Annotated in this window: 16 protein-coding genes; 9 read left to right on the forward strand and 7 right to left on the reverse strand. The window is 65.0% G+C overall.

Annotation, left to right across the window (positions count from 1 at the left end; all coding sequences use genetic code 11):
• Positions 1-105 precede the first annotated feature (105 nt).
• Positions 106-1,287 (forward strand): MFS transporter, encoded by a 1,182-nt coding sequence (locus tag FJ942_RS26540; RefSeq protein WP_140899462.1) that lies wholly within the window; start codon positions 106-108, stop codon positions 1,285-1,287.
• Between the two features lie 58 nt (positions 1,288-1,345).
• The gene (locus FJ942_RS26545) at positions 1,346-2,380 is read left to right on the forward strand and encodes an aldo/keto reductase (protein WP_140816326.1); all 1,035 of its coding nucleotides are present in this window, start codon (positions 1,346-1,348) and stop codon (positions 2,378-2,380) included.
• 230 nt (positions 2,381-2,610) lie between these two features.
• Here the strand turns inward: FJ942_RS26545 and FJ942_RS26550 are convergent, their stop codons facing one another.
• The gene (locus tag FJ942_RS26550) at positions 2,611-2,883 is read right to left on the reverse strand and encodes an usg protein (protein ID WP_140492921.1); all 273 of its coding nucleotides are present in this window, start codon (positions 2,881-2,883) and stop codon (positions 2,611-2,613) included.
• Between the two features lie 304 nt (positions 2,884-3,187).
• Here FJ942_RS26550 and acs point away from each other — a divergent pair, with 304 nt between their 5' ends.
• A complete protein-coding gene (gene acs, locus FJ942_RS26555) occupies positions 3,188-5,143 on the forward strand; it encodes an acetate--CoA ligase (RefSeq protein WP_140899464.1) in 1,956 nt (651 codons plus the stop codon).
• An 8-nt stretch (positions 5,144-5,151) separates the two neighbouring features.
• Positions 5,152-5,892: an MOSC domain-containing protein gene (locus tag FJ942_RS26560; RefSeq protein ID WP_140899466.1), complete on the forward strand. Its 741-nt coding sequence runs from the start codon at positions 5,152-5,154 to the stop codon at positions 5,890-5,892.
• Here the strand turns inward: FJ942_RS26560 and FJ942_RS26565 are convergent, their stop codons facing one another.
• The 3 genes from FJ942_RS26565 to FJ942_RS26575 form a co-directional block, all read right to left on the reverse strand.
• A complete protein-coding gene (locus FJ942_RS26565; RefSeq protein ID WP_140899468.1) occupies positions 5,893-7,155 on the reverse strand; it encodes a cyclopropane-fatty-acyl-phospholipid synthase family protein in 1,263 nt (420 codons plus the stop codon).
• A gap of 366 nt (positions 7,156-7,521) precedes the next feature.
• Positions 7,522-9,000, reverse strand: coding sequence for a TadE/TadG family type IV pilus assembly protein (locus FJ942_RS26570; protein ID WP_140580150.1), 1,479 nt, complete (start codon positions 8,998-9,000; stop codon positions 7,522-7,524).
• Positions 9,001-9,287: 287 nt separating this feature from the next.
• Positions 9,288-10,157, reverse strand: coding sequence for a transglutaminase family protein (locus FJ942_RS26575; RefSeq protein WP_140524987.1), 870 nt, complete (start codon positions 10,155-10,157; stop codon positions 9,288-9,290).
• Between the two features lie 181 nt (positions 10,158-10,338).
• On the opposite strand from FJ942_RS26575, the gene FJ942_RS26580 reads away from it, so the two are divergent.
• The gene (locus FJ942_RS26580; RefSeq protein WP_140662791.1) at positions 10,339-11,013 is read left to right on the forward strand and encodes an HAD-IA family hydrolase; all 675 of its coding nucleotides are present in this window, start codon (positions 10,339-10,341) and stop codon (positions 11,011-11,013) included.
• Positions 11,014-11,073: 60 nt separating this feature from the next.
• Here FJ942_RS26580 and FJ942_RS26585 read toward each other — a convergent pair whose 3' ends face one another.
• Positions 11,074-11,292 carry a DUF1674 domain-containing protein gene (locus FJ942_RS26585; protein WP_140518225.1) on the reverse strand — a complete coding sequence of 73 codons (219 nt, stop codon included), beginning with the start codon at positions 11,290-11,292 and terminating at the stop codon, positions 11,074-11,076.
• 118 nt (positions 11,293-11,410) lie between these two features.
• Between FJ942_RS26585 and htpX the strand changes: the two genes are divergently transcribed.
• The 4 genes from htpX (at position 11,411) to purH (ending at position 17,484) form a co-directional block, all read left to right on the forward strand.
• Positions 11,411-12,424: a zinc metalloprotease HtpX gene (gene htpX, locus FJ942_RS26590; protein ID WP_140739087.1), complete on the forward strand. Its 1,014-nt coding sequence runs from the start codon at positions 11,411-11,413 to the stop codon at positions 12,422-12,424.
• Complete coding sequence (locus FJ942_RS26595) at positions 12,421-13,803, forward strand: RsmB/NOP family class I SAM-dependent RNA methyltransferase (protein WP_224704319.1); 1,383 nt, start codon at positions 12,421-12,423, stop codon at positions 13,801-13,803. Before htpX ends, FJ942_RS26595 begins: the two co-directional genes overlap by 4 nt.
• A 249-nt stretch (positions 13,804-14,052) precedes the next feature.
• On the forward strand, positions 14,053-15,777 hold the full coding sequence (locus tag FJ942_RS26600) for a heparinase II/III family protein (RefSeq protein ID WP_140518222.1): 1,725 nt from the start codon (positions 14,053-14,055) through the stop codon (positions 15,775-15,777).
• 90 nt (positions 15,778-15,867) lie between these two features.
• The gene (gene purH / locus FJ942_RS26605; RefSeq protein WP_140518060.1) at positions 15,868-17,484 is read left to right on the forward strand and encodes a bifunctional phosphoribosylaminoimidazolecarboxamide formyltransferase/IMP cyclohydrolase; all 1,617 of its coding nucleotides are present in this window, start codon (positions 15,868-15,870) and stop codon (positions 17,482-17,484) included.
• 140 nt (positions 17,485-17,624) lie between these two features.
• On the opposite strand, the gene FJ942_RS26610 is transcribed toward purH, so the two are convergent.
• Positions 17,625-19,001 carry an MFS transporter gene (locus tag FJ942_RS26610; protein WP_140899470.1) on the reverse strand — a complete coding sequence of 459 codons (1,377 nt, stop codon included), beginning with the start codon at positions 18,999-19,001 and terminating at the stop codon, positions 17,625-17,627.
• Between the two features lie 280 nt (positions 19,002-19,281).
• The gene (locus tag FJ942_RS26615) at positions 19,282-24,114 is read right to left on the reverse strand and encodes an NAD-glutamate dehydrogenase (protein WP_140899472.1); all 4,833 of its coding nucleotides are present in this window, start codon (positions 24,112-24,114) and stop codon (positions 19,282-19,284) included.
• Positions 24,115-24,205: the final 91 nt, after the last annotated feature.

The following is a 24,205-nucleotide window of genomic DNA, read 5'->3' on the forward strand; positions in this document are numbered from 1 at the left end:
AAAGTATGCCTGGAGCAAGTCTGGTTCACATCGCATGGCCACACGATCTTCCCGGTCGGGGCGCGGCCTGGACAGGGCGCCCGTCACCGCCGAAGTGGAAACATCATGCCTCTCGCTCTCTATGCTCTCGCCGCCGGCGCCTTCGGCATCGGCGTCACCGAATTCGTCATCATGGGCCTGCTCATCGACGTCAGCAAAGATCTCGGCGTCTCGATCTCGGCCGCCGGCCAACTGATTTCCGGCTATGCGCTGGGCGTCGTCATCGGAGCACCTCTGCTGACGATCGCCACCGGCAACTGGCCGCGCAAGACGGTGCTTCTGGCGCTGATGGCGATCTTCACCATTGGCAACCTGGCCTGTGCGCTGGCGCCTGATTATTGGACATTGATGGGCGCGCGCGTCATCACCGCCTTTGCCCATGGCACCTTCTTCGGCGTCGGCTCGGTGGTCGCCACCGGACTCGTCGCTCCCAACAAGAAGGCGTCGGCGATCGCGCTCATGTTCACCGGCCTGACCATCGCCAACATTCTCGGCGTTCCCTTCGGCACCTGGCTGGGCCAGGCTTTCGGCTGGCGCGCCACCTTCTGGGCGGTGACCGCGGTCGGTCTCGCGGCCTTTGCCGTCATCCTGGCATTGGTGCCGCGCAATCGGACAGCTCCCGAGAAGAGCGACCTGCGCGCCGATCTCGCCGTGCTGCGCCGTACGCCCGTCCTGCTCGGCTTCGCCATCACCGTGCTCGGCTATGCCGGCGTCTTCGCCGTCTTCACCTACATCGCCCCGTTGCTGACAGAGATCAGCGGCTTCCAGGAAGCGGCCGTTTCGCCGATCCTGCTCGTCTTCGGCGGCGGCCTCATCGCCGGCAATATCGCCGGCGGCAAGATCGCCGACCGCTGGCTGGTGCCGGCGGTGCTCGGCAGCCTCGTGGTGCTCGCCCTGGTTCTGGCGACCATGAGCTTTGCTATCCACAGCCAGGTGTTGGCCGTGATCTATGTCGGCCTGCTGGGCGCCGCCGCCTTCGCCACCGTGGCGCCTTTGCAGATGTGGGTGCTGGAAAAGGCCCAAGGTGCTGGCCAGAGCCTCGCCTCGTCCTTCAACATCGCCGCCTTCAACCTCGGCAACGCCGCCGGCGCCTGGCTCGGCGGCGCGGTCATTGCCCAAGGTCTTGGCTTGGGTTCGCTCACCTGGATCGCCGCCCTGCTGCCGGTCGCGGCACTCGCCGTGGCGGGACTGGCCCTGCGTCTCGACCGCGGCACCGCGCTCGGCGCGCCCGTCTGCGTCCGGTCGTGAAGCTCGCCGGCAAAGCCGGATCGATTCGACTTCTTTCAAAATCACAAGGAGCAAGAAAATGGACTATCGAAATCTTGGCGCATCGGGCCTGAAGGTGCCGGTGCTCTCGTTCGGAGCGGGAACCTTCGGCGGTTCCGGCCCGCTGTTCGGCGCATGGGGCAACAGCGACGCCAGGGAAGCGCGGAGCCTGATCGACATCTGCCTCGAGGCCGGCGTCAATCTGTTCGACACCGCCGATGTCTATTCGAACGGCGCCTCGGAAGAGGTGCTCGGCGAGGCGATCAAGGGCCGGCGCGATGCCGTGCTGATCTCGACCAAGACCTCGCTGCCGATGGGCGACGGGCCGGCCGACTATGGTTCCTCGCGTTCGCGGCTGATCAAGGCCGTCGACGCCGCGCTGAAGCGGCTCGGCACCGATTACATCGACCTGTTGCAACTGCACGCCTTCGATGCCGGCACGCCGATCGAGGAAGTGCTATCGACGCTGGACGGCCTCGTGCGCGCCGGCAAATTGCGCTATGTCGGGGTCTCCAATTTCTCCGGCTGGCAGGTGATGAAATCGCTCGGGCTGGCCGACAGGCACGGCTATCCGCGCTATGTCGCGCATCAGGTCTACTATTCGCTGGTCGGCCGCGACTATGAATGGGAGCTGATGCCGCTCGGCCTCGACCAGGGCGTCGGCGCGCTGGTCTGGAGCCCGCTCGGCTGGGGCCGCCTGACCGGCAAGATCCGTCGCGGCCAGCCATTGCCCGACAAAAGCCGGCTGCACGACACCGCGAGCTTCGGACCGCCGGTCGAGGACGAGCATCTCTACCGGGTCATGGAGGCCCTCGATGCGGTGGCGCAGGAGACAGGCAGGACCGTGCCGCAGATCGCCATCAACTGGCTGTTGCAGCGCCCGACCGTGTCGTCCGTCATCATCGGCGCCCGCAACGAGGAGCAGTTGCGCCAGAATCTCGGCGCCGTCGGCTGGACGTTGACGCCGGAGCAGATCGGGAAGCTCGATGCGGCAAGCGAGGTCACCGCGCCCTACCCTTATTTTCCCTACCGCCGCCAGGAGGCCTTCGCCCGGCTGAGCCCGCCGGCGGTTTGAGCGTGTCCGACCGCTAGAGCCGAAGATTAGCGGGGCGGCGCCCGCCTCTGTCCTGCCGGACATCTCCCCCACGGGGGGAGATTGGATGTCACCTCGGCTTTCGCCAATTTCCAACGTGAAGGGATGGCGCTGTTAGCAAAGCTGCCGATCTCCCCCCACGTGGGGGAGATGTCCGGCAGGACAGAGGGGGCGCCGTAGAGTGCCGACCTTACGGCCTCGGACAGCGGCCCCTAATGCAGCACGAACTCGCCGTCGACCTTGCGCCACTCGTTGGGCGCGATGAGCTTCTGGTGCGTGTAGCTGACCGAATGCAGCGGCCCCTCGAGCTTGGTCTTCCAGAACTCGATGAAGCGGATCAGCACCGGAAACTTCGGCGCGATGTCGTAGTCCTGCCATATGAAGCTCTGCAACAGATGCGGATGGTCTGGGAAATGATAAAGGATATTGGCCGTAGTCAGGCCATAGCCCCGCAGCATCAGGTCCATTTCAAGCTGGTCGCGCATTTTTGCTCCCCGGGTTGATTCTCCTTCCTCCCAACAATGGATTGTGCGCGCGGTTGCTTAACCGTCTATTGATTTTTTCTTGATCGAAACCGGCTTTAGCACGCGAAAACATGAAGTTAGCAGCGGTCCGGTGCAAGTGCTGACAGCAGCCGCGGACCCATGTGCGGCATCCCGCCGCGCAAACCCAACGTCTAATGTTGCCGTCATCGCGGAACTGTTAATAATGCGCGCGAATTCGCGGCCGCGTCGCCGCGATCCCGCTGGCGGTTCAAGCCGGCGTTAGTTTCGGGAGGAAAAGCAGGAAATGTCCGAGGTTCATGTCCACCGCGTTCAGCCGGCCTGGAAGAAGAATGCGCTGATCGACAACGACACCTATCTCAAATGGTACGCCGACAGCGTGAAGAATCCGGACAGGTTCTGGAGCAAGCACGGCAAGCGCATCGACTGGTTCAAACCCTTCTCCAAGGTCAGGAACGCCTCCTTCGACGGCAAGGTCTCCATCAAATGGTTCGAGGACGGCCAGACCAATGTTTCCTACAACTGCATCGACCGCCACCTGAAGAAGCGCGGCGACCAGACCGCCATCATCTGGGAAGGCGACAACCCCTACGACGACCGCAAGATCACCTACAATGAGCTCTATGCGCATGTCTGCCGCTTCGCCAACGTGCTGAAGAAGCACGGCGTCAAGAAGGGCGACCGCGTCACCCTCTATATGCCCATGATCCCGGAAGCGGCCTATGCGATGCTCGCCTGCACGCGTATCGGCGCCATCCACTCGGTCGTCTTCGGCGGCTTTTCGCCCGACGCGCTCGCCGGCCGCATCGACGATTGCAAGTCGACCATTGTCATCACCGCTGACGAGGGCCTGCGCGGCGGCAAGCCGATCCCGTTGAAGGAGAACACCGACAAGGCAATCGAGATCGCGGCAAAAGCCGGTGCCAGGGTCGAAAAGGTAGTGGTGGTCCGCCGCACCGGCGGCAAGATCGGCTGGGCGCCGGGCCGCGACGTCTGGTACCACGAAGAGGCCGCGACCGTTAAGGCTGAGTGCAAGCCGGAGAAGATGAAGGCGGAGGATCCGCTGTTCATCCTCTATACATCGGGTTCGACCGGCAAGCCGAAAGGCGTGCTGCACACCACGGCGGGTTATCTCGTCTACGTCTCGATGACGCACCAATATGTCTTCGACTATCATGATGGCGACATCTACTGGTGCACCGCCGATGTCGGCTGGGTCACCGGCCACAGCTACATCGTCTACGGGCCGCTCGCCAACGGCGCCACCACGCTGATGTTCGAGGGCGTGCCCAACTACCCCTCGCAGTCGCGCTTCTGGGAAGTCATCGACAAGCATCAGGTCAACATCTTCTACACCGCGCCGACGGCGCTGCGCGCCCTGATGGGCGCCGGCGACAATCATGTGAAAAAGGCGTCGCGCAAATCGCTGCGCGTGCTGGGCTCGGTCGGCGAACCGATCAATCCGGAGGCCTGGGAGTGGTATTTCAACGTCGTCGGCAACGCCAAGGTGCCGATCGTCGACACCTGGTGGCAGACCGAGACCGGCGGCATCATGATCACGCCGTTGCCGGGCGCCACCGACCTCAAGGCCGGCTCGGCCACGCGGCCCTTCTTCGGTGTCAAGCCGCAACTGGTCGACGGCGAGGGCAAGGTGCTTGAAGGAGCCGCCGACGGCAATCTGTGCATCACCGAGTCCTGGCCCGGCCAGATGCGCACCGTCTATGGCGATCACGACCGCTTCGTGCAGACCTATTTTTCGACTTACAAGGGCAAGTACTTCACCGGCGACGGCTGCCGCCGCGATGCCGACGGCTATTACTGGATCACCGGCCGCGTCGACGACGTCATCAACGTCTCCGGCCACCGCATGGGCACGGCCGAGGTCGAATCCGCATTGGTCAGCCACGACAAGGTTTCGGAAGCCGCCGTCGTCGGTTATCCCCACGACATCAAAGGCCAGGGCATCTACTGCTACGTCACGCTGATGGCCGGCGAGACGCCGAGCGAGGACTTGCGCAAGGAGCTCCTCGCCCATGTCCGCAAGGAGATCGGCGCCATTGCCACGCCCGACAAGATCCAGTTCGCACCCGGCCTGCCCAAGACCCGCTCGGGCAAGATCATGCGGCGCATCCTGCGCAAGATTGCCGAGGACGATTTCGGCGCCCTTGGCGATACCTCGACGCTCGCCGATCCGGCCGTCGTCGACGACCTCGTCGCCAACCGCCAGAACAAGAAAGGCTGACACCGGCCATGGCCGCGATAGGCAGGGTTGCCGAACTCTGGCGCTATCCGGCGAGTTCGCTCGCCGGCGAACGCCTGGAGACGATCGCGGTCGGCACCGAGAGCATCGAGGGCGACCGCATGTTCGGCCTGGTCGATGCCTCCGACAATGAGATCGCCCGTCCCGATCGCGAGCCGAAGTGGCACAAGGTGCCGCGCATCCGCACCCGGCTGACTGGCGACCGCAGGCTCGAGATCGCGATTCCCGGCGCAGATTGGCTGGCGGCGCCCGGCGCCGAAAGCGACCGTGCCGTTTCCGACTATCTAGGCTTTCCGGCCTCGATCCGTCCGTTCGGCCTGGAGAACGCTCCGCCGGCCTATTCCGGCCCGTTGACCGAGGCGCGCTACCGCAAGGCGCCGATCCATCTGTTGACCACCGCCTCCCTGGCGCGCCTGAAGGCGCTGCATCCGCAAGGCACTCCCGACCCGCGCCGCTTCCGTCCCAACATCGTCATCGACATGGCGGCGGTCGAAGGCTCTTTCCCCGAAACCGAATGGATCGGCAGGAAGCTCGCCGTCGGCGACCTGCTGTTGACCATTTCCGAGCCGTGCCGCCGCTGCGGCTTCACCATCATCGCCCAGGACGGTTTCGACGACGACCCGGCGATCCTGCGCAATCTGGTGCGTCATAACGCGCACAATCTCGGCGTCTACTGCACCGTCGACCGCGCGGCCAGCGTCAAGGTCGGCGACGGGATGCGATTCGCCTGACTACCTGTAAAGATCCGCCCGCGTCGGCGGCAAACCGCTCGGGCCCCGCGTCCGCTTGGTGGCGACCGTCTGGAAAATCTGCGCCGAGGCACGATCGAAGGCGATCGAACAGCCGGTCAGGTAAAGCAGCCACAGCCGCGCCTTGGCTTCTCCCACTTCGGCGATGGCCTCGTCGAAGCGCGCATGCAGGCGCTCTGCCCACAGCCGGCAGGTGCGGGCGTAGTGCTCGCGCAGATTCTCGACGTCGTGGACGAGGAAGCCATGTGCTTCCAGATTGCCGCACGTCATGCCGATCGTGTCGATCTCGCCACCCGGGAAGATGTATTTGATCAGCGCCTTGTATTCCGAGCCCTTGCGCAAGGTCTTCTTCATGCTGCCCTTGCTGCGCCTGGTGATGGCATGATGCAGATAGATGCCGCCCGGCTTGAGCAGGCGATGGACGGTCGAGAAGTAGGCGGCGTGGTTGGCCAGCCCCAGATGCTCGAACATGCCGATCGAGGATATCTTGTCGAAACTTCCGGTGAGCTCGGCATAGGATTTTATCTCGATTGTGATCCGGTCCTCCAGCCCCTCGGCCCGAATGCGTTCGCGGGCGAGTCCGGTCTGGGCCTCCGACAACGAGACGCCATGGCCGACGACGCCATGATGCTTCGCCGCATGGATCAGCATCGCGCCCCAGCCGCAGCCGATATCGAGCAGGCGGTCGCCGGGCTTCAGCCGGAGCTTGCGGCAGATATGCTCGAGCTTGTCGGCCTGGGCCTGGTCGATGTCATTGGCGAAATCCTTGAAATACCCGCAGCTGTAGACCATGCGCTCGTCGAGGAAGAGCCGGTAGAAGACGTTCGATATGTCGTAATGATGCTGGATCGCCTGCTTGTTGGAGCCGCTGACAAAGGGATTTTGCCCGGCGAGGTCGGCGCGTTGCGTCATCTGCCTTCGCGAGAACAGCACGGCCGGCAGGTCGCGCATGATCGCGAGCTTCGGCAGCGCCTTGAACCGCAGCTTGCCTTGTGAAGGCAGCGCATAGAGGTCAAACAGCGACCCCTCCTCCACATCGACCGCCTTGGAAATCCACATCTCGACCAGCGTCGAGAAATTTGGCCGGCGGGCCAGTTGCCAGACGATGTCCTGGTCGTTGATGGCAAGCACCGGGCCGCCGGCCGGACCGATGCGCTCGCCGGTCCAAAGCCTGACGGCAAAGCCCGGCTTCAACGCCTGGACGACCGTGCGAACGATGCGTGCTGCTCTTTCGGTAGCGTCCATGCCGTCCCCCACTGCATTCGGTAGGCCGATCTTGTCCGCTTGAACCCCTGGCCGCAACCCGATTGCACGAAAGGACGCGGCCAAGCCGGAAAAACGACTTTTTCCATCCGGCGTCTTGTCTTTTGCTGCAACGCACCCCATCATCAGTGCGTGTTCAACAAACTGAAAGGAGGTGATCCGATGTCGAGTGATTTCGTTTTCCAGAACGTGGCCTCAGCGGATTGCACTTTCGGGAAGCAGTCTTCCCGTTAAGGCGCGAGATGCGCGGCGGGCGACCCCTCGGGTTGCCGCCAGGAGCCGCGCCATGGACGGAAACACGGAAGGCCGCCGGCTTCGAAAGAAGCGGCGGCCTTTTCCTTGTGCGGCCTACTGCGTCAGCGCGACCTTTTCGGTGTTGCGGATGATTTCCTGAAAGGCGGCGTCGAGTTCCACCCCGGTCGACACCTCGAAATAATGTTTTTGAGCGGCGGAGGCATCTTTCGACGAACAGTCCTTCAGCACCGCCTTTGCCTGATCCCGCTCGGTTGCCGACATGTCCTTGTTGTTCAGGTCGAAGCCGATGGTGAAAATCTCGATGCCGTCATTTTTCATGTTGCCGCACAGCGTTTCGGCGTTGCCGCGCGCAAGATTGCCCTGGCTGTTGTAGCGGCCCCCGGCACCGGCGAAGGCGGTATTGAACTGGCCATCGGTCATCAGGATCGCGACCTTGGCGATCTTCTTCGCGTTGACGTCCGAGGCGCCGTTGCCGAGGCCGGCATTCTTGATCGCAGCGCGCCATTGCGGCGACAGCATATAGTAGGTCCACTGAATGGCGATCGCGCCGGCGGTATAACCGTCAGCCTGGAAGTCGTCGATCGAATCAAGCAATGCGCCGGAATCGGCGGTCAGCGGGATCACTTCCGCATCGGGGCACTTGTTCATTCCGCCGCCATCGAGATGATCATCCCGGTTGACCAGGGCGTAGTACTTCTTGCCGTTCTTGTCCGTGCGAACCGTATCTGGGCCGTCGGCAGTCAAATCCGCATCGCCGTTTTTGTCCTTGCGCTCCGTGGCGCAATTATCGGGGCGTGGCATCGCCGCGCCAACAATGGAAATGTAGTCGCTGAAGGACGGCAGAAGAGTTTTGCCCGTCTTGGCGACGAGAAGCGAACTGCCGGCCACGGGTGGCAGCTCAGAGCTCGCCGGCTTCTCGGCATAGACGTTTTCGGCCAGCTTGCCGGCGTTCACGCCGGAGGCGTAAGGCACAATCGCGACGCGGATGCGGGGGTTCTTCGGATCCTGGTTCCGGAGCATCGTCCGAACGGCGTTTTTCGCTGCTGCTTTCAGATCGCCGATCTTGTCGACCTTGCCCCGCTTCGCCATCGAGCCTGTTATGTCGAGCATCATGGCCACCTCGATCTGCTTGTCCGAATAGAGCGCTGTCGTCGAGGCGGGAACGCGCTGCATGTCGCGCGTGCCGAACAGCGGGAAATAGAAGGCGACGTCGGCATGGGCCTCCGCCTGCACCGTCCTGGCGGTCCTGTCGACCGTCAGCCTGTCGAGCACGATCTGGTTGGCCTGCAGGATGCCGGCCGTGCTGTTGGCGTCGAGGAAGGCCTGCACCGATTTGTTGGCATCGGCCTCCTTGATGACGCCGGTCGTCAGGTCCCGCGCCGTCGACGTCACCGCGGCGTCGACCACGCTCTGCAGGCTCGATTTGGCGTTGTAGAGCTGGGTGATGTTGACGGCGAAGCCGACGCCCAGCACCAAGACCGAGGCGGCGAATCCGAACAGGATGGCGAAATTCCCGCCGCGGTGCCTGGCAAAGTCGCCGGCCGCGTCCACAAGACCCCCGAAAATCCGCATCGTTCTCTCTCCGCTCGCCCCGGCCTCGTCGCCGGGCGGATCGATGCAGGATTCCGGCCGGGCGCGGCCAGCGGCCGCGCACCAGGGACTAGACTCTTGTTTTTACTTCGCTTTCAAGGATGGAAAGGTGAATGGCCGGTAAACGCCAATGCTGCGTTCGCGCGGCATTTACGAAGCGCTTACCAAGATCCTGCATGTCGCGGCACAGGGCGCGCGGCCGTGTCCCGCCGCGGCACAGCGGCACCTGTGCCAGAGCGAGGCAGTATGGGGATGCATGGAAACCCGGATCAGGCCAGCATCTGCGCGGTGACCGTCCTGTCGATGGCGTGGTAGGGCGGGTTGAACAGATTGTTCTCCTGTTCGTAGGTCCATACCTTGAACAGGCTGAGCCGGTGCGGCCCGAAACTGTGCAGCAACGGCACGTCGGTGGCATCGCGTCCGCGCGCGATGACGATGCGGCCGATCCTCGGAACATTGTGGCGGGGGTCGAACGTGTACCACTTGCCGTCGAGAAACACTTCCATCCAGGCCGAGAAATCCATCGGCGCCGGATCGGCCGGCACGCCGATGTCGCCGAGATAGCCATTCACATAGCGTGCCGGAATGTTCATGCAGCGGCAGAGCGTGATCGCCAGATGGGCGAAGTCTCGGCAGACGCCGACCTGCTCCTCATGCGCCTGCGCCGCGGTGCGGGTCGAGCGGGCATAGCCATAGCCGAAGGACAGCCGGTTGTGGACGTAATCGACGATCGCCTGCACCCTCGCCCAGCCGGACGGCAAACGGCCGAAAAGCTCCCAGGCGAGCTGGCTCAGGTGATCGGTCTCGCAATAGCGGCTGCCCAGCAGATAAAACAGCACCTCGTCGGGCAGCTCTGCCACCGGCACCTCGCGTGCCAGCGTGTTGACCTCGTCCGTCTCGCCGCTGTCCTCGACCACGGCATCGTAGAGGATGCGAAAAGTGCCGGCGGGTGCGGTAAAGCGGCGGCACGAATTGCCATGCAAATCGCTGTAGAGCCTGGTCGGAACCGCGGGCGACGTCAGCATGCGCGTCTGCCGCTTGATGTCGGCCTGCCTGTCCCTGTGGATCTCGAGCATTGAAATCACCGGCGTGGCTCCAGCGCATTCAATGGCCATTTCGTAGCCGAGCCGAATCAGCATCGCGTCCCCCTTCGATGGTCGTGGAAAAGCAGCGAAGTTGAAACGCCGGAGGCGGATCGCGGTTCCCTGACTTGCGGAAAAGGGGACTGGCCGAAAAGGTGGCCACGCGGCTTCCAATGCCGGCGCCGGGACGTTACCATCGGCGCTCCCTCGAAAGACCTCCCCGAAATCAAGGAAAATCATGTACGCAGGCAGAAAATTCGCCGCCTTCCTCTTCGACATGGACGGCACGCTCATCAATTCCATTGCCTCGGCCGAACGGGTGTGGAGCGACTGGGCGCGGCGGCAAGGGCTCGACGTCGCCGCCTTCCTGCCGACGATCCATGGCGTGCGGGCGATCGAGACGATCGCCGGTCTGGCGCTCCCGGGCGTCGATCCGGCGCATGAGGCCGACCTCTTGCTCAAGGCCGAAGCCGCCGATCTGGAGGGCATTGTTCAGATCGCCAGCGCCGCCGCGTTTCTCAACGCGCTCCCGCCGGGGCGCTGGGCGATCGTAACCTCGGCACCGCGCGAACTGGCGCTCTTGCGCATGAAGGCCGCCGGCATCCCCGTCCCTGCCGTGCTGATCGCGGCGGAAGATGTTTCACGCGGCAAGCCGGCGCCCGACTGCTTTCAGCTCGGCGCGACGCGGCTCGGTGTCGATGCGCGCGATTGCCTCGTGTTCGAGGATGCCCCGGCGGGCATCACGGCGGCCGAGGCGGCGGGCGCAGCGGTCATGGTCATAAACGCCACCCACCGGCATCCCCTGGCGACGCGGCATGCCGCGATCGCTGGCTACGACGCCATCGGCGTCACCGTCGACGAGCGCGGCTGGATCGCGCTCCAGCCGCAGCCAGCGGCGGCAGCGGCCTTCTAGGCTCTGGCGACAATCAAACACCCGATTGCCAGCAAATTAGCTGTTTGCTGGGCCGGCATATTAGAAATCGCTGGTCAGGCCCTTGATCTCCCAGTCGCCGTAGCGGCCGGGCTCCTTGCCGCCGCGGCCGCCGACTTCCTTCGGCACCGCGGCTTCCTTGCGGCGGTAGTCCTCGCGCCGCGCCGCGGCCTCTTCAAGCGCGCGGCGGGCGGCGGGCGTCAGCGTCTTCAGCCGCGCTTCGTCATCAGTGGCAGGTGTTTTACTGGTCTCGTCGTTCATGCGATATTCCGGCGGATTGAAACAGGCCGATTGAAACGGGTACCGGCGTTTCCCATCATATAGCGATGAGCCCACGAGGATCGACCCTCTTACATCACGACCAGGACGGGAGCAGACGATGAACACACTTCGCACCGCCATGCTTCTTGCCGCGATGACCGCGCTGTTCATGGGCGTCGGCTTCCTGATCGGCGGCACGGGCGGCATGATGATCGCCTTCCTGATCGCCGCCGCCACCAATCTGTTCAGCTATTGGAACGCCGACAAGATGGTGCTGTCGATGAACCGCGCCGTCGAGGTCGACGAGAAGAACGCGCCCGAATATTACGCCATCGTGCAGGCACTGGCCAAGCAGGCAGGCCTGCCGATGCCCAGGACCTACCTGATCGACAATCCGCAGCCCAACGCCTTCGCCACCGGCCGCAACCCTCAGAACGCGGCTGTCGCCGCTTCCACCGGCCTTTTGCAACGGCTGACGCATGAGGAAGTGGCCGCGGTGATGGCGCACGAGCTCGCCCACGTCCAGCACCGCGACACCTTGACCATGACGATTGTCGCCACCTTCGCCGGCGCCATCTCGATGCTTGGCAATTTCGCCTTCTTCCTCGGCGGCAACCGCGACAACAACAGCCCGTTCGGTTTTGTCAGCGTGCTGGCGGCGATGATCGTGGCGCCCTTTGCGGCGATGATCGTGCAGATGGCGGTCAGCCGCACCCGCGAATACGAGGCCGACCGGCGTGGCGCTGAAATCTGTGGACACCCGCTGTGGCTGGCCTCGGCGCTTGACAAGATCGCCCGGGGCGCCGAACGCATACCCAATCCGGATGCCGAGCGTAACCCGGCGATGGCTCATCTCTTCATCATCAACCCGCTGCACGGCGAGCGCATGGACAGTCTGTTCTCCACCCACCCGAGCACCGAGAACCGCATCGCCGCGCTGCAAGCGATGGCGCAGCGCATGGACGGTGGTGTATCGCGGTCCCCGCAGCGCCAGGCGCCAGTGCCGCCGCAGGCCGACGAGCCGCAATCGGCAGGACCGTGGGGCAAGCCGGCCGCGCCGGAACCGCCGGCAGAGCCCAAATCCAATCCATGGGGTCGCAATCCGACCGGGCCCAAGGGCCCGTGGTCGTGAGCGTGGCGGGCAGAGCACCTCGACACACAGGTGGTCAGGAAGACAAAAAGGACGGCGAGTTCGTTGCCGGCCTTGCCGCCCGCAAGGCGGCGGCGCGCCTGCTGGCAGCCGTCATCGATGCGAGGACGCCGCTCGACGGCCTGACCGACCATGAAAACGGCCATCCGCAATACAAGGCGCTAGACCTGCGCGATCGCGGTCTTGTGCGCGCCATTCTGGTCACCGCGCTGCGCTATCGCATGACCATTGCCGGGTTGCTGGCGCGGCGTCTGGAAAAACCGCTGCCGGCCAATGCCACCGCGCTGTCGCATATTTTGCATGTGGCGGCCGCGCAGATCCTGTTCCTCGACATTCCAGACAGCGCCGCGGTCGACCTCGCCGTCACCCATGCCAAGTCCGATCCCCGCACATTGCGCTTTGCCGGCCTGGTCAACGGTGTGCTGCGCACGCTCGCGCGGATCAAGGAGGCTGAACTTCCAGAGGCCCTTGCTACCACCGACGAAGCGCCGAAATGGTTTTCCGACCGTTTGAAGGCCGCCTATGGCGTGGACGAGGCCGGACGGATACTCGCCGCCCACCGCCAGGAGGCCCCGGTCGATTTCTCGGTCAAGGCCGATCCGGAGCACTGGGCCGAAAGGCTCGGCGGCATTGCCCTGCCGACCGGCACGATTCGGGTGGAGAAGCTTGCCGGCCCGGTCACCGAACTGCCTGGCTTCGCCGAAGGCGCCTGGTGGGTCCAGGATGCCGCAGCCGGCCTGCCTGCCCGGTTGCTCGGTGATGTCGGCGGGCTTCGCGTCGCCGATCTCTGCGCCGCGCCCGGCGGCAAGACCGCCCAATTGATCGTGGCCGGCGCACGCGTCACCGCGATCGACACCTCGAAGAACCGGCTGGCGCGGCTGGCGCAGAATCTCGAACGCCTCCGCCTGTCGGCGGATATCGTGCAGGCCGACCTCCTCCAGTACGAGCCGGACGAGCTGTTCGACGCCGTCCTCCTCGACGCGCCCTGCTCCTCGACCGGCACAGTGCGGCGGCATCCCGACGTGCCATGGACCAAGACTGTGGCTGATGTCGAGAAGCTCGCCGATCTCCAGCGCCGGCTGCTCGCGCGCGCCGTCACCCTGGTTAAGCCGGGCGGAAGGATCGTCTTTTCGAACTGTTCGCTCGACCCACTCGAAGGCGAGGAGCTTTATCGTGGCTTCCTCGCCGCGACGCCTGGCGTCGTTGCCGACCCGCTTCGCGCCGGCGAGATCATCGGCATCGATCCCTTCCTGACGCAGGAAGGCACGCTGCGCACCACACCTGCCGACCTCGATCTCGGCTCGCCGCAACGTTCCGGTCTCGACGGCTTTTTCGCCGCGCGCATGCGTCGCGCCGGCTAAGGCAAGTCCACGAAAGCTGCGTGACGATTCTCCGTCCGGAATTGCGTGGAACAAGGATCTGGAGCGGAGTATGGATGCCCATCGGGCGCTGAACCGCTCAGGGGTTTAAGCATAGGAAGTTGCTGACTTTTTTGGGGAGCATCCGCGGCCAAGCCAGGCGCAGCGTCACCGCTCGCGGGAATTCGCCTTCGCATGAATCGTTGAATCAGATAAGCTTGCCCTTGGGATAGAGGACGATCAGGAGGGGTTTTGGCACTTGCTGCCGGCAACACGACGCGTCTGTGGGCGCTTGTCGCGAAGGAGTTTTGGCGCAAAACGCGCCGGCGCCTGCGTGCCGGACCGGTTTATCGCTGGCGCTATTCCGGCCGCACGCCCGAACGGGTGCTGATCGCGCCGCCGGACCTGCGGCTGGCCGACCCGCAGATCGCGCTTGAGATCTACTATGGCCGCTATCCCTTGTCGGGACATATGGTCGAGACCGGCGGCAAGTCGCCCTTCCAGATCAGCGTTCCCAATTACGGCTGGCAGAAGACGCTGCATGGCTTTCGCTGGCTGCGTCACATGCGCGCCGCCGGCACCGAGCTTGCCGCCGCCAATGCGCGTGCGCTGGTGTCCGACTGGATCGCCACGCATGGAAACAACATTTCCGGCATTGCCTGGGAGCCCGGCACGGCCGCCAAGCGCATTATCGCCTGGCTGCAGCATTCCTCGATCGTGCTGCAAGGCGCTGAATTCCCGTTCTACCGCGCCTTCCTGAAATCGCTGGCCGTCCAGATCCGCTACCTCAGGTCGATGGCGCGCGAAATGCCTGACGGCAAGGACAGGCTGCGCGCCCGCATCGCCCTCGCCTTCGCCGCCCTGTCGCTGCCGGCGCCCGCATCGGCGCTGCGCGGCGCCACCCGCAACCTCGCCGAGGAACTGGACCGCCAGATCCTTCCTGATGGCGGCCACATCTCGCGCAACCCAATGGCGGTGCTGGAAATCCTCGCCGACCTTTTGCCGCTGCGGCAGACCTACGCCAACCAGGCGGAAGCGCCGCCACAGGCCCTGATCGGCGCCATCGACAGGATGCTGCCGGCGCTGCGCTTCTTCCGCCACCAGGACGGCAGCCTCGCCCGCTTCAACGGCATGGGCGCCACCATCCATGACCGCATCGCCAGCATCCTGCGCCACGACGACACCGCCGGCTCGCCGCTGCTGCATGCACCGCATTCGGGCTATGAGCGGCTGTCCATGGGTGGCGTCACCGTCATCGCCGACACCGGCCTGCCGCCGCCCGTCCACGTCTCCAATGCCGCCCATGCCAGCTGCCTTGCGTTCGAGCTGTCGTCGGGCCGCCAGCATTACATCGTCAATGCCGGCATCGACACCTATGGCGCCGCCGAATTCCGGCCCCTGGCCCGCGCCACCGCCGCGCATTCGACCGCCACCATCAACGACACCTCGTCGGCGCGGTTCAGCCATTCGCTGCGCATCAACGATCTTCTGGGGTCGCCTTTGATCGGCGGCCCGCAGCATGTGCAGTGCAAGCGTATCGACCAGAAGGGCGTTCAAGGCTTCATCGCCCGCCATGACGGCTATATCCAGCGCTTCGGTTTCCTGCACGAGCGCGAGCTGAAACTGTCCTCGAACGGCAATGTGCTGACCGGCAGGGACCGCTTCCAGCGTCCTGGAGGTGCGGCGATCCGCAACAATGGCCGCGATTTCGTCACCGTGCGCTTCCACGTCCATCCCGACATCAACCTTTTGCAGGACGAGCATGACCGCCTGGTGCTGACCGCCGAGCAGGCCGACAGCTGGGTGTTCACCTGCACCGAGATGGTGCCGGAGGTCGAGGAATCGATCTACTTCGCCGGTCTCGGCGGCCCGCGCCGAAGCCGGCAGATCGTGCTTGCCTTCAAGCCGTCCGACATCGCCGAAGTCCACTGGCAGCTCACCCGCACCTCTATCGCCGGCTATCCCGAAAACAACTGACCGCGCCTGCGCTGACCGAGCTTGCGCCTTGATTTCCTGATCTCATATGATACGGCGCGGGCCTGCCCCTCCAGCCGTGAAAGCACGCCCATGGCCGTCGCCGCCAAGAACATTCCCGCTCCCGACCTCGTTCCCGTGCGTCGCGCGCTGCTCTCCGTCTTCGACAAGACCGGCCTCATCGATCTCGCCAGGGCGCTCGCCGCTTCCGGCGTCGAGCTGGTGTCGACCGGCGGCACGGCAAAAGCGATCGCCGATGCCGGCCTGGCGGTTCGCGACGTCTCCGAGCTCACCGGCTTTCCCGAGATCATGGATGGACGCGTCAAGACCCTGCACCCGTCGGTGCATGGCGCCCTGCTCGGCGTGCGCGATGATCCCGATCACGCCGCGGCGATGCACAAATATGGCATCGAGCCGATCGACCTGGTCGTCTCCAATCTCTATCCGTTCGAGGAAGTCCGCCGCTCCGGCGCCGACTACGCGGCGATCGTCGAGAACATTGACATTGGCGGCCCGGCGATGATCCGCGCCTCCGCCAAGAACCACGCCTATGTCGCCATCGTCACCGATCCCGGCGACTATGCCTCCGTTCTCAATGCGCTGGAGATGAATATCGGCTCGCTTTCGCTGGATTTCCGCAAGAAGCTCGCGGCCAAGGCTTTTGCCCGCACCGCCAGCTACGACGCGGCAATCTCGGGCTGGTTCGCCGAGGCGCTGGAGATCGAGCACCCGACCTGGCGCGCCTTCGGCGGCAGGCTGGAAACCGTGATGCGCTATGGCGAGAACCCGCACCAGGGCGCCGGCTTCTATGTCAATGGCGACAAGCGGCCGGGCGTGGCCACCGCGCGCCAGCTCCAGGGCAAGCAGCTTTCCTACAACAACATCAACGATACCGACGCCGCCTTCGAGCTGGCCGGCGAGTTCGACCCGGCGCGCTCGGCCGCCGTCGCCATCATCAAGCATGCCAACCCGTGCGGCGTCGCCGAGGGTTCGACGCTGAAGGCCGCCTACGCCAGGGCGCTGGCCTGCGATCCGGTCTCGGCCTATGGCGGCATTGTCGCTGTGAATCGCATCCTGGACGCCGAGGCGGCCGAAGAGATCGTGAAGACCTTCACCGAGGTCATTATCGCGCCCGGCGCCACCGACGAGGCGGCAGCGATCGTGGCCGCGAAGAAGAACCTGCGCCTGCTGGTCGCGGGCGGCCTGCCGGATCCGCGCGCGATCGGCACAACCGTCAAATCCGTCGCCGGCGGCCTGCTGGTGCAGGGCAGGGACAACGCCGTCGTCGACGACCTCGAACTGAAGGTGGTGACGAAACGGGCGCCGACGCCGGCCGAACTGGCCGACCTGAAATTCGCCTTCCGCGTCGCCAAGCACGTCAAGTCGAACGCCATCGTCTACGCAAGGGACAGCGCCACGGTAGGCATCGGCGCCGGGCAGATGAGCCGCGTCGATTCCTCGCGCATCGCTGCCCGCAAGGCACTCGACGCTGCGGAAGCGGCGGGCTGGGCCGAGCCGCTGACCAAGGGCTCTGTCGTCGCCTCCGACGCCTTCTTCCCCTTCGCCGACGGCCTGCTGTCGGCCATCGAGGCCGGCGCCACGGCGGTGATCCAGCCCGGCGGCTCGATGCGCGACGACGATGTGGTTGCCGCCGCCGACGAGCATGGCATCGCCATGGTGTTCACGGGCGTGAGACACTTCAGACATTGAGCGCCTCACCCTCCCCCTTGTGGGGAGGGTCGGCGAGCGATGTTTGCGAAGCAAAGCTCGTGAGACGGGGTGGGGCCAGCGCCGTCCCCCACCCCGCTCCGCTTCGCGGATCGACCCTCCCCACAAGGGGGAAGGGTAAATCACTCCGCCGCCCGGTCCGCCGGATACGGCGTCCTGATCAGGATCGCCATGCCTATGGCCAGGAACAGGATGATAACCGCCATGCCGAGCCGCGCCGAATCGCTCACCGCCGTGATGGTCGCCACCAGGAACGGCGCCAGGAAACTGGTCGCGCGCCCGGCCAGCGCATAGATGCCGAAATAGCGGCCGGATTCCGACGCCGTGACGCTGCGCGCCATATAGGACCGCGATGACGCCTGCACCGGCCCGAAGGCGAGCCCGATCAGCAATCCATAGAGGATGTAGGCCTTTTCCGCGGCGGTGCCGAACAGGCCCCCGGAATCGGTGGTCGAGAGCTGGATAAGCCCGAGCAGCGTGAAGCCGGGGCCGGTCGAGACGACGCCGATGGTGGCGATCGAAAGCATGACCAGCGCGATCATCACCACCGCCTTGGAGCCGAGCGCGGTGTCGAGCCGCGCGGCGATCCAGCAGCCGAAGATGGCGACGACGTTGAGGATGATGCCGAACATGCCGATTTCGGTGATCGACCAGTGGAACATGCCGGCAGCGAACGTGCCGCCGAGCGCCAGCAGCGCGTTGACGCCGTCCTGATAGATCATGCGGGCGACGAGGAAGCGGAAGATGCCGCCGCGCCTGCGCACCTCGACCAAGGTCGACTTCAGCTCCGACAGGCCTTCGCGCACCGCAGGCTTGATCGGGATGCCTTTGATGGCATCGGGAGTGAAGAGGAACATCGGCAGGATGAACAGGAAATACCAGCCGGCCGACAGCGGCCCGGTGGCGCGGGCATCCTCGCCGAGCTTCGGGTCCAGCCCGAACAGCGGGTCGAGGCCGATGATGGTCTTGCCGGTCTCCTGCGATCCGGCCAGGAACAGCACGACGAAGATCAGCGCGATCATACCGCCGAGATAGCCAAGCCCCCAGGCCATGTTGGAGATGCGGCCGATCTCGCTCTTCGGCACCAGGCGCGGCATCATGGAATCGTTGAAGACGGTGGAGAATTCAGCCGCCACCGAGGCCAGCGAGAACAATGCCACGATCAGGAACAGGTTCGAGCCGGGCGCGGCGAGCCACAGCAGCGCCAGGCTGGCGATCTTGATCGCCGCGAAGAAGGCGATCCACGGCTTGCGCGGCCCGGTCTGGTCGGCGATCGAACCGAGGATCGGCGACAGCACGGCGATGACCAGTCCGGCCGCGGCGATGCCGTAGCCCCAGACGGCCTGGCCGGTGGTCGGATCGCTGGCCATGCGCGAAACGAAATAGGGGCCGAAGATGAAGGTGGTGACGACCGTGAAGAAGGGCTGCGCCGCCCAGTCGAACAACATCCACCCCCAGATGCCGCGCCCGGACGCCCGCTGCACTGCTACTTCGGCCATGTCCCCTCCGGTCGCCTTCGTTTCGTTGGGCGGTTCACCCCATGTCTGCATGTTTTCCGCTGGTCATGCAAACGAACACGCGTCGCGCCGCCCCTCATTGCCGTGCCGGGCATTTCTCTCCGTATAGAACGGGGAGAAAGACGCTCATTCGCGACTTTCGCCACCGGCCAACTCCGTAGAAGGGTGCCGGCGGTACGGCAAGCTCCCTTCTCCCCGTCCTATACGGGGAGAAGGTGCCGGCAGGCGGATGAGGGGCGCCGCCGACCTACCAAGCTATGGCTCACATCCCTGTCAGATCGCTCATCAGGCCCGATGCCACCGACAGCCGCGACACGGTGATGTCGCCGCCCTCGGTCAGCGCCTGCAGCCGTTCGCGGGTGCGGCCGATCCTCTCCCCGCCGGCCTCCAGCCACGCCGCCACCGGGTCGGCTGCCCCGGCGTGGTTCACGAGTGCCGCCACCGCGATGCCGCGCCGCGCGGTCCCGATCGTGTCGGTGGCGCGCGACAGGGCGAGCTGGTCGTAATAGTCCGCCGGCGTGATGGAGCGGGCCGCCTCCTCGACGCGCGGGATACGGAAGGCGTCGCTGACCGCGAAGAAGGCCTTCGCCGCGGCGACGATGTCGGCGCCTGCCGTTCGCGCCGTCAGCGCGATGTCGGGGATCAGCTCCGCCACATCGGCCAGCGCCAGCTGCGCTGCCAGCCTGTCCGGCGCCCCGGCCTTGAACAGTCCATGCCGCTTCTCGTCGATCCGTTCGCGCGAATAATCGGGGAGCAGCGAAACGAGTTTCGGCTCCAGCGCCTTGCGGGCCTCCTGCAATTCGGCGATGCGCTGGGCAAGCGGCGCCGTGCCGGCGTGGTTTTTCAAGTACCAGCCGCTGGTCACGTAGATCAGCCGGCTGACCGCCTGGTAAAGATCGAGCTGCATCTGGCCGTCGATCTGATTGTCGAGCGCGTCGATCTCGCGGTAAAGCGCCGGCAAGGCAAAGCCGTCGCGCACCACGGCAAAGGTGCGCACCACGTCGGCGGCGGTGCGCCCCGTCGCTTCCCGCAACCGGTTGACGAAGGAGGGACCGCCGCGGTTGACCAGCTCATTGGCGACGACGCGGGCGATGATCTCGCGGCGCAGGCGATGGCCGTGGATCTCGGCGGCATATTTCTTCGCCATCCGGTCGGGGAAATAACCCATCAGGTCGCGGTCGAAATGCGGCTCGTCAGGCACGTCGCTTGCGACGATGTCGGAAAACAGCACGATCTTGGCATAGGCGAGCAGCACGCCGAGCTCGGCCCTGGTCAGCGGCTCGCCGCGCGCCTCGCGCTCGGCAAGGGCCGCCGGCGAGGGCAGCGTCTCGACCGTGCGGTCGAGCAGGCCGCGTGCTTCCAGCGCCGACATGAAGCGGGCCTGGTGGGCGATGTCGGCGAGGCCGCGCTTGCGGGCGATGGAGAGCGCCAGCGTCTGCTGGTAGTTGTTGGACAGGACCAGCTCGCCGACCTCGCCGGTCATCTCGGCGAGAAGCTTGTCGCGCGCCGGGCGGGTCAACGACCCTTTGCGCATGGCGGACGCCAGCGCGATCTTGATATTGACCTCGACGTCGGAACAGTTGACCCCGCCCGAATTGTCGATGGCGTCGGAATTGCAACGCCCGCCATTCATGCCGAATTCGATGCGCGCGCGCTGCGTCACGCCGAGATTGGCGCCCTCGCCGATCACCTTGGCGCGCACGTCGAGCGCGGTGATGCGGACGGCGTCGTTGGCGCGATCACCGACCTCGGCATTGGTCTCGGTCGAGGCCCGCAAATACGTGCCGATGCCGCCGAACCACAAGAGGTCGACGGGCGCCTTGAGGATGGCGCTCATGATCTCGACCGGCGTGGCGGTCGTCTTGTTGAGGCCGATCGCAGCAGCAGCAGCGGCCGGCAAGGTGATCGATTTCTGGCCGCGCGAGACGATGACGCCGCCCTCGGAGAGCTTGCTCTTGTCGTAGTCCTGCCAGCTCGAACGGGGAAGAGCGAACATGCGCTGGCGCTCGGCCATCGATGCCGCCATGTCGGGATCGGGATCGATGAAGATGTCGCGGTGGTCGAAGGCGGCTATCAGCCTTGTCTTCGGCGACAACAGCATGCCGTTGCCGAACACGTCGCCCGACATGTCGCCCACCCCGACGACGGAGAAGGGCGTGGTCTGGATGTCGCGGTTCATCTCGCGGAAATGTCGCTTGACCGCCTCCCACGCGCCCTTGGCGGTGATGCCCATCTTCTTGTGGTCATAGCCGGCCGAACCGCCGCTGGCGAAGGCATCGTCAAGCCAGAAGCCATGGCTTTCGCTGATGGCGTTGGCGGTGTCGGAGAAAGTTGCCGTGCCCTTGTCGGCGGCAACGACGAAATAGGGGTCGTCCTGGTCGCGCCTGACAACGCCGGCCGGCGGGATGACGCCGTCGAGGCCGATATTGTCGGTGATCGACAAAAGGCTGGAAACGAAGTTCTTGTAGGCCGAGGTACCAGCTTCGAAGATGGCGTCGCGGCCGGCGCTCATCGGCAGCTTCTTCGGATAGAATCCGCCCTTGGCACCGACCGGCACGATGACCGCGTTCTTGACCTGCTGTGCCTTGACCAGGCCGAGCACCTCGGTGCGGTAATCCTGGGCGCGGTCCGACCAGCGCAGGCCGCCGCGCGCCACCGGACCGAAGCGCAGATGCACGCCCTCGACCTCAGAGCCGTAGACGAAGATTTCCCGCCACGGTCGCGGCTCGGGCAATCCGTCGACCGAACGCGAATCGAGTTTGATCGCCAGCGACTGGCCCTTGGCTTTCGTATCGGCAACGAAATGATTGGTGCGCAGCGAGGCTTCGATGAGATTGAGGTAGCGGCGGATGATGGCGTCGTCGTCGATGTTGGGAACGTCTTCCAGCGCGTCCCTGATCTTGGCCTTGAGATGCTTTGCTGCCACCACGCCTTCCGTCTCGGCTGTCGGGCCGAGCCGGGCGATGAACAGCGCGTGCAGGCCGCGTGCGATCTCGGGATAGCGGTTGAGAGCCGCGGCGATGAAATCCTGGCTCTGCGGAATTCCGGCCTGCTGCAAATACCGCCCATAGGCGCGCAGGATGGTGATTTCGCCCGACCACAGGCCGGCGGTCTGGGCAAGGCCGTTGTACCCGTCATTGTCGACGTCGCCGCGCCACACCGACAGGAACGCGTCCTCGAACAGCGCGCCGCCATTGCTGAGGTCGATCGGCTTTCCGTAGCTGTTCTCCAGCTCCATGTCGTGAATGAAGACGGTGCCGGGCTGATCACTATTGATCATGCCGGGCTGGTCACTATTCCCGGCCTTGTCGTCGCCGACCTCGAAGGTGCGCTCGCTGATGACGCGGAAGCCGATGTTTTCCAGCACCGGCACGCGCCGCGACAGCGCCACCGGGCTGCCATGGTGATAGATTTTCAGCGCCGCCTGGTGCGGCTTCTGCTCGGCATGGCGATAGTAATCGATGGCGATCGGATTGCTGGCGCTGATCCTGGCGATACGCCCGGCATCGATCAGCGCCACACCGGCGCTGAAGGAGTCCCGGTAGCTTTCCGGAAATCGTGCCGCGATCCTCTTCAGCGCCGGGTCGCTGCCGCTGGTTTCCGCCGCCTCGGAAAGGGCGTCCTCCCAGGTGCGCACGATGTCGCGGATCGCCGCCTCGATCGTTGCCTGTTCGACCTTCGGCGTCTTGCCGCCGGAGCGGCCGATGATGAAATGCACGCGCGCCAGCCCGCCTTCCGGGAAGGCCGGGTAGTAGGCCGACAGCCGGCCTTCGAACACCGTTTTGAGGTAGGTGCCGACCTTCTCGCGCACGACGCTGTCGTAACGGTCGCGCGGTACGAAGACGAGGATGGAGACGAAGCGGTCGAACTGGTCGGCGCGCACAAGTGCCCGCACGCGCGGCCTCTCGACGAGGCCCAGAATGGCCGCGGCATGCTTCCTCAGGATCGGCACCGGTACCTGGAACAGCTCGTCGCGCGGATAGCTCTCCAGCACGTTGATCAGCGCCTTGCCGGAGTGGTCGTGCCGGTCGAAACCGGATTTGGCGATGACGGTTTCGGCCTTCGACCTGAGATAGGGGATCTTCATCACCGAGCGCGTGTAGGCGGTCGACGTGAACAGGCCGACAATGCGCAGTTCGCCCGCCAGAGCGCCCTTGGCGGTGTAGGTCTTGATGCCGATATAATCGAGATAGATGCGCCGGTGCACGGAAGACTTGGCATTGGCCTTGGTGACGATCAGCGGCTCCGGCCCATGCAGGAAGGCTCGAATCTCCGGCGTTGTCGTCACCGCTTCGGTGCCGCGCCGCAGCACCAGCACGTCCAGGTCGGACAATATGCCCAGGCCAGGCTTGTCGGCACGCTCCAGCGTGCCGCTTTCCTCGCCGCCGACATATGTGAATTCGCGCATGCCGAGGAAAGTGAAATTGTCGTCGCGCAGCCACTCCAGGAAGGCGATCGCCTCGGCCACGCTCTTCTTGTCCAAGGGTACCGCCGAATAGCGGAATTCCGAGATCGCCTGGTCGAGGCGGGCCAGCATCGGCTTCCAGTCGCTGACGGCTGAATGGACCTGGCCGAGTATCTTGCGCAGCCGCTCTGCCAAGCCGTTCGCCTGCTCCGGGGTCAGCCGGGGAATATGGACATGGATGACGCTCAGCCGGTCGTGGCTGCCGTCGTCCCTGGCGAAATTGCCGTCGCCGAGAATTTCCTCGACGCCGTCCTTGCCATGGCGGACGGTGATGACGGGATGGGTGACCAGGGTCGGCTCGCCGGCACTCTCGGTGATCTCGCCGAGTATGGAATCGAACAGGAAAGGCATATTGTCGTTGACGACGGTGACGATCGTGACGGGTCGGCCCTCGCGAACGACGCCGGAATCGGTGTCGACGGCGACGGCGCACGCGCCCTTCTTGTGACCGGCGACCGCGCGGCCGGCGAGATCCGCGGCGCGTTCGAGGTCGGCCACCTCATAGGCGGCAATGTCTTCCGCCGGCGCGCGGGCGAGCAGGTAGTCGGCGAGCCTGGCTGGCCTTTCCTGCGTCTTCGGCATCGCCGTGGCTTTCTTCTTCGACCTACTCGCCGATTTCACGCTGGCCATGACGCTTCTTTCCTCCCGTCGTATGCTTTTGCGGACTATGTAGCAGATGACCGCTATTTGGCGACAAAGGTTTGACGGCGTGCCAAGAATT

The sequence above is a fragment of the Mesorhizobium sp. B2-4-2 genome, assembly GCF_006442845.1.
GTDB lineage: Bacteria > Pseudomonadota > Alphaproteobacteria > Rhizobiales > Rhizobiaceae > Mesorhizobium.

Bases quoted from the DNA above. Each gene is read 5' to 3' on its own strand.
- acs (WP_140899464.1), top strand. From the start codon at position 3,188: ATGTCCGAGGTTCATGTCCACCGCGTTCAGCCGGCCTGGAAGAAGAAT.
- htpX (WP_140739087.1), top strand. From the start codon at position 11,411: ATGAACACACTTCGCACCGCCATGCTTCTTGCCGCGATGACCGCGCTG.
- FJ942_RS26540 (WP_140899462.1), top strand. From the start codon at position 106: ATGCCTCTCGCTCTCTATGCTCTCGCCGCCGGCGCCTTCGGCATCGGC.
- FJ942_RS26570 (WP_140580150.1), bottom strand. From the start codon at position 9,000: ATGCGGATTTTCGGGGGTCTTGTGGACGCGGCCGGCGACTTTGCCAGG.
- FJ942_RS26615 (WP_140899472.1), bottom strand. From the start codon at position 24,114: ATGGCCAGCGTGAAATCGGCGAGTAGGTCGAAGAAGAAAGCCACGGCG.
- FJ942_RS26610 (WP_140899470.1), bottom strand. From the start codon at position 19,001: ATGGCCGAAGTAGCAGTGCAGCGGGCGTCCGGGCGCGGCATCTGGGGG.
- purH (WP_140518060.1), top strand. From the start codon at position 15,868: ATGGCCGTCGCCGCCAAGAACATTCCCGCTCCCGACCTCGTTCCCGTG.
- FJ942_RS26575 (WP_140524987.1), bottom strand. From the start codon at position 10,157: ATGCTGATTCGGCTCGGCTACGAAATGGCCATTGAATGCGCTGGAGCC.
- FJ942_RS26550 (WP_140492921.1), bottom strand. From the start codon at position 2,883: ATGCGCGACCAGCTTGAAATGGACCTGATGCTGCGGGGCTATGGCCTG.
- FJ942_RS26585 (WP_140518225.1), bottom strand. From the start codon at position 11,292: ATGAACGACGAGACCAGTAAAACACCTGCCACTGATGACGAAGCGCGG.
- FJ942_RS26560 (WP_140899466.1), top strand. From the start codon at position 5,152: ATGGCCGCGATAGGCAGGGTTGCCGAACTCTGGCGCTATCCGGCGAGT.
- FJ942_RS26545 (WP_140816326.1), top strand. From the start codon at position 1,346: ATGGACTATCGAAATCTTGGCGCATCGGGCCTGAAGGTGCCGGTGCTC.
- FJ942_RS26565 (WP_140899468.1), bottom strand. From the start codon at position 7,155: ATGGACGCTACCGAAAGAGCAGCACGCATCGTTCGCACGGTCGTCCAG.
- FJ942_RS26580 (WP_140662791.1), top strand. From the start codon at position 10,339: ATGTACGCAGGCAGAAAATTCGCCGCCTTCCTCTTCGACATGGACGGC.